At 58.5% G+C, this 7045-nt stretch carries 7 protein-coding genes and 3 pseudogenes; 5 read left to right on the forward strand and 5 right to left on the reverse strand.

Annotated elements, in window-relative coordinates; translation table 11 throughout:
- Positions 1-209: pseudogene (locus T281_RS19410) on the forward strand (hypothetical protein); the annotation flags it as partial.
- A 221-nt stretch (positions 210-430) separates the two neighbouring features.
- A complete protein-coding gene (locus T281_RS15455) occupies positions 431-874 on the forward strand; it encodes a hypothetical protein (protein WP_037241440.1) in 444 nt (147 codons plus the stop codon).
- 88 nt (positions 875-962) lie between these two features.
- On the opposite strand, the gene T281_RS15460 is transcribed toward T281_RS15455, so the two are convergent.
- The 4 genes and pseudogenes from T281_RS15460 to T281_RS15470 all read right to left on the reverse strand — a co-directional run bounded on the left by T281_RS15460 (position 963) and on the right by T281_RS15470 (position 4576).
- Entirely contained in the window at positions 963-1349 is a 387-nt protein-coding gene (locus T281_RS15460; protein WP_081796846.1) for a primase C-terminal domain-containing protein, read from the reverse strand.
- Positions 1350-1459: 110 nt separating this feature from the next.
- Positions 1460-1780 (reverse strand): annotated as a pseudogene (locus tag T281_RS19930) (replication initiation protein); the annotation flags it as partial.
- Positions 1781-2296: 516 nt separating this feature from the next.
- A complete protein-coding gene (locus T281_RS17995; RefSeq protein WP_052037573.1) occupies positions 2297-3331 on the reverse strand; it encodes a primase-like DNA-binding domain-containing protein in 1035 nt (344 codons plus the stop codon).
- 276 nt (positions 3332-3607) lie between these two features.
- On the reverse strand, positions 3608-4576 hold the full coding sequence (locus T281_RS15470; RefSeq protein ID WP_037241447.1) for a helix-turn-helix transcriptional regulator: 969 nt from the start codon (positions 4574-4576) through the stop codon (positions 3608-3610).
- 390 nt (positions 4577-4966) lie between these two features.
- On the opposite strand from T281_RS15470, the pseudogene T281_RS18925 reads away from it, so the two are divergent.
- The 3 genes and pseudogenes from T281_RS18925 to arsB form a co-directional block, all read left to right on the forward strand.
- Positions 4967-5068 (forward strand): annotated as a pseudogene (locus tag T281_RS18925) (IS5/IS1182 family transposase); the annotation flags it as partial.
- A 227-nt stretch (positions 5069-5295) separates the two neighbouring features.
- On the forward strand, positions 5296-5649 hold the full coding sequence (locus tag T281_RS15475) for an ArsR/SmtB family transcription factor (protein ID WP_037241450.1): 354 nt from the start codon (positions 5296-5298) through the stop codon (positions 5647-5649).
- 3 nt (positions 5650-5652) lie between these two features.
- The gene (gene arsB, locus T281_RS15480; protein ID WP_037241453.1) at positions 5653-6750 is read left to right on the forward strand and encodes an ACR3 family arsenite efflux transporter; all 1098 of its coding nucleotides are present in this window, start codon (positions 5653-5655) and stop codon (positions 6748-6750) included.
- Between the two features lie 76 nt (positions 6751-6826).
- Here the strand turns inward: arsB and T281_RS15485 are convergent.
- The coding region (locus T281_RS15485) for a methyltransferase (RefSeq protein ID WP_037241456.1) at positions 6827-7045 on the reverse strand (219 nt) is incomplete at its 5' end.

A 7045-nucleotide genomic window follows, 5' to 3' on the forward strand; every position in this document is an offset into this window, starting at 1 on the left:
TGAGTGTCCGCGAACTGCTCGATGATCTGAAGCGAGAACCCGATTTGGCCGGGATTTTCCAGCCGCCACTGGCAGCCGCTCCGGCAGCGCCGAAACCCGCTCGGACCATGTCGCGACGTGAGTGGCAGACTGAGATTTCGTCGGCCGATCCCGACAAGCGCGCGGCGCTCATGAGAGATGCCGCGTCCGGCAAAATCGCCGTTCGCTGACGAGATGCGCGCGCGGGATGCGCTGCGCGGGCAGCCTTGCCTCGCGACGGGAACTCAGGGGCGCGCGGCCCATCGATGCCCGGCGCTGCCGTCTCCCAGCGGGCCGGGGTGAGGGAGAAGGGCCGCGTCAGGAATTGGCGCGGCCTTTTTCATCACGGTAGAAGCAGGCGCGCCGTTTCGATAAACTCAAGCTTGTCGATATTTTTTCGAGGGATTGGCCCATGCGTTTCATTTCCGCAGTCGCCATTGTGATTTCGCTCGCCTTCGTCAACTCGGCGAAGGCCGAACCTGAGGCTCCTCCTCCCGGTTCCGGCGTCGAATTCGAGTTCAAGATGCGCTGCTCCAAGATCAGTCGCATCATGGCCGGGAAGAATATCGAAAAGAAGAATGCCGTTCGTTATGAAATCTGGTCAACCTTGCAGATACTCGATCACGTTCATGGCGGCCGCCCAATTCAACAAATGCTCCCCGATATGACCCAAAAAGAATTCGAAGGCATAGTTCAAGAAGTTCTTGCTGAATGCCGTGCTGACCCCGAGGCCGCTTACGACGAGACATTCGCCTACGTCATACAGCTCGTTCAGCAACGTCGTGGTATCATTGACCGCGCGGTCGATGGCAGATGGCCTTTCGGAAGGGGAGTTCGCCCAAAGGACTGGCAATGAACTGCTGTACTGAGGTGAAGAAATGTAGCCTGACTGCATTACCCTGATAAGGCGATAGTGCCACCGTGGTGCTCGCATCTTCTCGCCATCATTCATCATTGGTTGCGACCTGCCGTCGCCGAAACCAAGTCCGGCGCGAAATCCCCTCAGCCTCCCAAGGGCGCGAGACGTCGAGCGGCACATGATCGGCCCATCGTTTTTCGTTCCCGCGTTTTCCACGCGCGCGCTGGATACCGGCGAACCGCTCGACCGAAAAACGCTTCCACGTCCAGCGCGCAATGGACCGTGCGATCGCCCGCGCTTCGATTTCGGGGAGCGAGGCGATGAACGTGGGGTTTCGCCTTAGATCGTTAGCGACCGCCACAAGGCGTTGCAGAAACCCACGAAAATCGTTGCAGCGTTTGAATTCGAGCACCGCGCGATAGGCATAGACGCGGAGGTCATCAAACACGGTGCAGTTGCGACCCAGTCCGATCTCACGCGAGCACGAAGGACGCGGGCCGCGTCGCGGTCAACGTGAGCGGCCAGTTCGCGTAGCTCGAAATCGCGTCCCGTGGCGAACGTCCGGAAATCCCTATGCAGAGGATTTTTCGCGAGCGGTCCGGTGTACGCTCGATCTGCACCGAGTACGAGTGTCATGTCGCGCTCCACATCGGACATGAACCGGCGTGGTGCCTCGCGTGCGTGATCGGAGAAGGCCACTGGCGAGCGCAGGCGATACGCGAGGTGGCCGCGCCCATCGCGGCGGTTGACAATCGCGAGCGTCGGCATGGGCAGGCACGCCTCACGCGGCGCGTCCATGGCATCGCAGTCGTCGATGTCGAACACGAGCCAGCGCTTTGACGCGGCGGTGTTGAACGCGAGCCGACGAAACCGCACAGCGTCCGCACGAGGGCGCTTTCGCATGTCCCGAGAGGGTGCATTCGCGGACCACGTGACAGTCGGTATGGATTGGATGAACGATTCAGCCCATGGCTGAGAGAATGATGCTGCGATCGCGGAAGGCTCGCGAAGGCGTGATTTGAACGCGCCATCGTCGCGTTTTTCTCACAGATTTTCAGGAAAAACGGCTTGCGGGCAGGAGCATATAACCCTATGTTCGCAGTGCATTGTTAGCGCGCACCCTATTCCTGAAGTTTTTGGAAGCCGATTTTTCGCAGAAATCGACCGATTCACGCATTACATCCAGAATAAGTGTTCGCCCCGCCCTTCAAAGGCGGGGCTTTTTTCTTTGGCCAGATAGAAATCTCTGCTCGATGTGGTCATTTTTCAAGAGTGTTTCTTTGTGGGCTGTGGAAACCTTTAAAGCGCAACTTCCGCACGCTTGGCAAATACCTGGCCCTTTATCGGCTCGTGCTTGGCCCCTGCACTGGCCCGGTAACAGGCCGTTTACAGGGCGGTTTTCGTGCGAAAACCCTGATTTTACGGGCGTTCGCACACCCCGTTTACTGGCCCTCGGGTTGGCCCTTCCATGGCCCTGCGTTGGCCCTCATCCCGCTCCTGCCATGGCCCCGGCCGATACCCCGACGCTTGCCGATGCCGCGCGGAAGGCGGCGTGGCTTGCGCCCGGGTGTGCTGGCATGGGCACGATAGGCCGCATGGTCGGCGTGGTGGCCGGAGACGCGGGCTGTAGAGCGTCGGGGACCGCCACATGTCGAGATACACGATCCTGCCGCCTGTTTTGAGCCGTCGCGCGTACTCGGGGAGACTTCGACCGAACCACGTCATCGACGCGGGGGCGAGTCCGCGCGCCTTGCACCAAGCGCGGTAGGCGGCATGGAGGGATTGCGCAGAGATGCGGGAGCCGAGAGAGGGAGCGCAACGCTCCCGGTAGAACCGCGATACGGAATCGCCCTCAGGCGCGTCCTTGGCAGCTGGAACCGTGCGGCGCAGCATTCCCTGCGGTCCGGACGACACGCCCGCCGCGTGCGCGTCTTGTGACGCTGGCGCTGCGTCCCGCGCGGGGGAGTCCCCAGTAGGACTCTCGACGGTGACGGGGTATCTCGGACGGTCACCGTCCTGTGCGCTGGCATCCTCCACCGCATCCCCGCGGGTGTCACGCAACGCGGGGGATTTAGCCGCTTCCCTACCCTCCCTCACATGCATGTCCGCGCTGGCGACGCGGAGCGCATCGAGGTCGGGGACCGGCAGGGACGCGGAGCCGATGCGCGGGCCGCCCCTCCCTGATGCCGGGGCAGGTTCCGAGGCATCCGTCCCCGTCTTGTCGCTACCGAGCGCCCCGCTGGTGAGCCGTAGGAAAGCCAGCACGGCGATGCCGATCAAGAGGAACGCGTCTTCTACGGTATCGACATCAACGCCCGTGATCTTCGCGATGCGGGCCTCTCCGGCATTCGTGGGCACCGGGATTTCGGCATCCTGCACACGGGTGCCGACGATGAACCGAGCGCGTTCGATCTTTTCGATGGTGGCGAGTTCCAGCAGCCTTCCGATCGTCATCGGGCGCACCTCCCGACCCCTGTCATCAGGGCCGGCGTGGTTTCACATTCGACGAAAAGACTTTGCGATTCAGTGCGCTGAATCCGGCATGGTTTAAAGAGCAAGGCATTGAAATAACAGGGAACTGTTATTTCCACCCCCTCCGCCAGCAAATTGAAAGCAAGTTGCTATCTTCTTGTTTCGACTCAACGTTCGGATACTATTGTTGAGCTTTCGGTCATTGCCTCGTTTCCGTCACGGCGAAGTTGGCCGATGTCGGCGGAACCATTGGCGTGTTCAGTCTTGTCGTACGCTAAAATTGCCGCCCAACATAAACTCTGACGTGTCCATCCGAAACTCCCTTTCGTCGATGCCGAGTTTTTTCATGATCACAGGCAAGACCTGATGTATCGCTCTCATTCCACACAAAAGTTCATTCATGTAGATGTCGGGGTGCACCCTATTCGCGTTGAATCCCAGATTTTCGGCCTCCGCGTCGATGCCGAGCGTATCGTGATCTTCGTGGACCATGGCTAGAAGCTCTGCTTTGAGTGGGATTCCGGCGCGGAAAGCCTTATCCTTAATGGAGGTTAGCCACTCGTTATAGTTTCCCAGTGTTTTGAGCTTGAATTCCTGAAATCTCGGTGCGAAAGCGAGATCCACGTCAATCTTGCAGACGGCAAGCTCCAGCAAGCACGATTCTACATCAAAACCTGTATCAAATATTTCACGATCTTCATCGTTTACTATGTTGTCAATGTACGCCGCATAAAAACCGTACACATCTGTCAGCGACTTAAATATGTCGTATATAACCCGTGAGCATTGAACATTGGAAATGGCTTCCAACTCCAGTTCATCGTCATCATAATCCATGTTCAATTCAGCAGGGAAATTCTCGGGAATTGTTACCCCCAATTCCATAAGAACATAAAACGTGTGCCAGCACAGAAGATAAGGCTCTTCCTTGAGTGGATATACGTCATATCCCGTTTCGGCGTTTTCGGACGCACGCTCTGCTAAGTGAAGGATCAGCCTTTCCCACTTGTTGGCCTTTTCGATAGAGCCTGCCCACAGCACGAACGATGGATGCCTCTCTCCGATGCCTGCTATCTCACGGAACCGTTCTTCCATGTCGAGGGACATGTGCTCACCTTTCTTCCATTTGCTAATTTGGGTCGGCGATACCCCTAGGCGAATGGCGAGTTCCTTCTGACTGCACTCCAGCTTGTCCAATGCAAGTTGCACCCAGGCTTCACTATCCATCTGTGCTCCTCCCGTATCGTTTACTAAACCGTATCGTATGATTTAGTAAATTATAGAGCAAGGTGAGGCAAGCCATTTTGCCAAATTGGTCCACGGTCTTGATGACTTGGCCGGCACAGATGAATCATATCGCGACTTCAATCACATAGGTGTTCGCAGTTTTGTTACAGCCGGGCCGCCAGCTTCTCGTCGCAAAATTTCCAGTAAGTTCTTATCTGAATTCACTTTTTGGCCGTAGCGCATATTACCCAGCTTTGCTTTGCCTGAATATGCTATACATTTCGATGCACAATTCGGGAGACACGCGCCCGTGAAGGACACAACCATTTTCAAGCGGGACGATACTTGGCAACTCCGCCGCCGCGTGCCCTCGCGCTATGCACCCGTCTTGGCTGGCTCAAAGACTGGCGGCGCATCGCCATGCGCTACGACCGCTGCGCGCACACGTTCTTCTCGGCGATCTGCATCGCAGCCGCCTTCATCTTCTATCTTCGATGCCTTCATCTTCTATCTTCGATAATGAGTCATGAGCCTAGCGTTGATAGGCTCGCTGCCGGTCAACATGGGGCTAAATCCAAGCTCTGGCGGCGATGCGGACCGAGCAGCAGATGGCCCGGCGCTCGCGAAAAAACTCCTTGCTCTCACCCCGCGGAATATCTTGCGCTATTGGCGCAACTCGATTATCCGTATTTCGTCGATTGACGAATAAGGTTCCATAGATGGTTGCCAGGAAAGTCTCCGCGCTGGATGTCGGCCCGGATTGTCATGATCCGGGTTCGCGCCATGAGCGCATCGCGAGCCTTGCAAAAGCGCTCGGACATCCGGCGCGCGTTCTGATCGTCGAAACGCTTCTCCGGCGGCAAACCTGCATTGGATGCGACATCGTAGAGGAGATCGGCCTTGCCGCCTCCACGACCTCGGAGCACCTGCGGATCTTGAAAGAGGCGGGCATCATCATCGGCGAGATTGCGCGGCCGAGGGTCTGCTACTCGCTCAACCCGGCGGCGGTCTCGCCTCTGGCCGCGTTCCTGAAAACCATCGAAGCCGGCTCCGCTCCGGCGTTACCGGAGTAGATCATGTCGACGTTCGAGCGATATCTCACCCTTTGGGTCGCGCTGTGCATCGCCGTTGGCATCGCGCTCGGCCACTTCTTCCCCACGGTGTTTCAGGCCATCGGATCGGCGGAAATTGCAAAAGTCAATCTGCCGGTGGCCTGTCTTGTCTGGCTGATGATCATCCCCATGCTCGTGAAGATCGATTTCGCGGCGCTCGGCCAGGTCAAGGAGCATTGGCGCGGGATCGGCGTGACGCTCTTCATCAACTGGGCGGTCAAGCCCTTCTCGATGGCCCTTCTCGGCTGGGTCTTTATCGGCTGGCTCTTCCGTCCGTACCTTCCCGCCGATCAGATCGACAGCTACATTGCTGGCCTGATCCTGCTCGCGGCGGCTCCCTGCACCGCGATGGTGTTTGTCTGGAGCAACCTCACCAAAGGCGAGCCGCATTTCACGCTGAGCCAGGTGGCGGTCAACGACGTGATCATGATCGTGGCGTTCGCGCCGATCGTCGGCTTGCTGCTCGGCCTTTCCGCGATCACGGTGCCCTGGGACACGCTCGTCTTGTCGGTCGCGCTTTATATCGTGGTTCCGGTGATCATCGCGCAGGTTTTGCGCAACCGTATCCTGGCGAGCGGTGGCGAGGCTTCGCTTGCGCGCGTGCTTCGGTTTTTGCAGCCCTTGTCGCTTGTGGCGCTGCTGGCGACGCTCGTTCTGCTCTTTGCGTTCCAGGGCGAACAAATCATCGCGCAGCCGCTCATCATCGCCATGCTGGCCGTGCCGATCCTGATTCAGGTCTATTTCAACTCCGGGTTCGCCTATCTCCTGAACCGCGCGGCGGGTGAGGCTCACAGCATTGCCGGCCCCTCCGCGCTTATTGGCGCGAGCAACTTCTTCGAGCTTGCAGTTGCCGCGGCGATCAGTTTGTTCGGGTTCAATTCGGGCGCAGCGCTCGCGACCGTGGTGGGCGTGCTGATCGAGGTGCCGGTGATGCTGTCGGTCGTGAAGATCGTGAACAGCTCAAAAGGCTGGTACGAGGCCGGCTCCGCGGTTCGACGGCGCGTGGAAGCTGACGCGGCCGCAGGAGGGGAAACGCTCCATCTCGCCAAAGCGCGTGGGTGAGAAGTGACATTCCGGATGTCGCTTCTCTCGTCTAATTTACGCTTGCCGAGGGGGGCAATTGCTCTGCTGGCTGGCGTCACCCAACCCGCACGGTGAATTCGTTGCCGCGGCCTTCGTCGATGTCGAGCGACCGGGAGAAATAGCCATTGGCGGGAGTGCGGACGTAATCGAGATAGTCCTGCGCAAAGGCGTTCTCCCCGAGGATCACAGCGCCGGGCGTCAACCGTGGCTCGATCAGTTTGAGCACCGGCAGGTACAGCGAAAACGCGCCATCGATCGATAGAACATCAACCTC

It is taken from the genome of Rhodomicrobium udaipurense JA643 (genome assembly GCF_000636015.1).
Lineage (GTDB): Bacteria > Pseudomonadota > Alphaproteobacteria > Rhizobiales > Rhodomicrobiaceae > Rhodomicrobium > Rhodomicrobium udaipurense.

Coding starts and splice junctions, on each gene's coding strand:
- T281_RS15455 (WP_037241440.1), top strand. CDS start 431: ATGCGTTTCATTTCCGCAGTCGCCATTGTGATTTCGCTCGCCTTCGTC.
- T281_RS17995 (WP_052037573.1), bottom strand. CDS start 3,331: ATGACGATCGGAAGGCTGCTGGAACTCGCCACCATCGAAAAGATCGAA.
- T281_RS15470 (WP_037241447.1), bottom strand. CDS start 4,576: ATGGATAGTGAAGCCTGGGTGCAACTTGCATTGGACAAGCTGGAGTGC.
- T281_RS15475 (WP_037241450.1), top strand. CDS start 5,296: ATGGTTGCCAGGAAAGTCTCCGCGCTGGATGTCGGCCCGGATTGTCAT.
- arsB (WP_037241453.1), top strand. CDS start 5,653: ATGTCGACGTTCGAGCGATATCTCACCCTTTGGGTCGCGCTGTGCATC.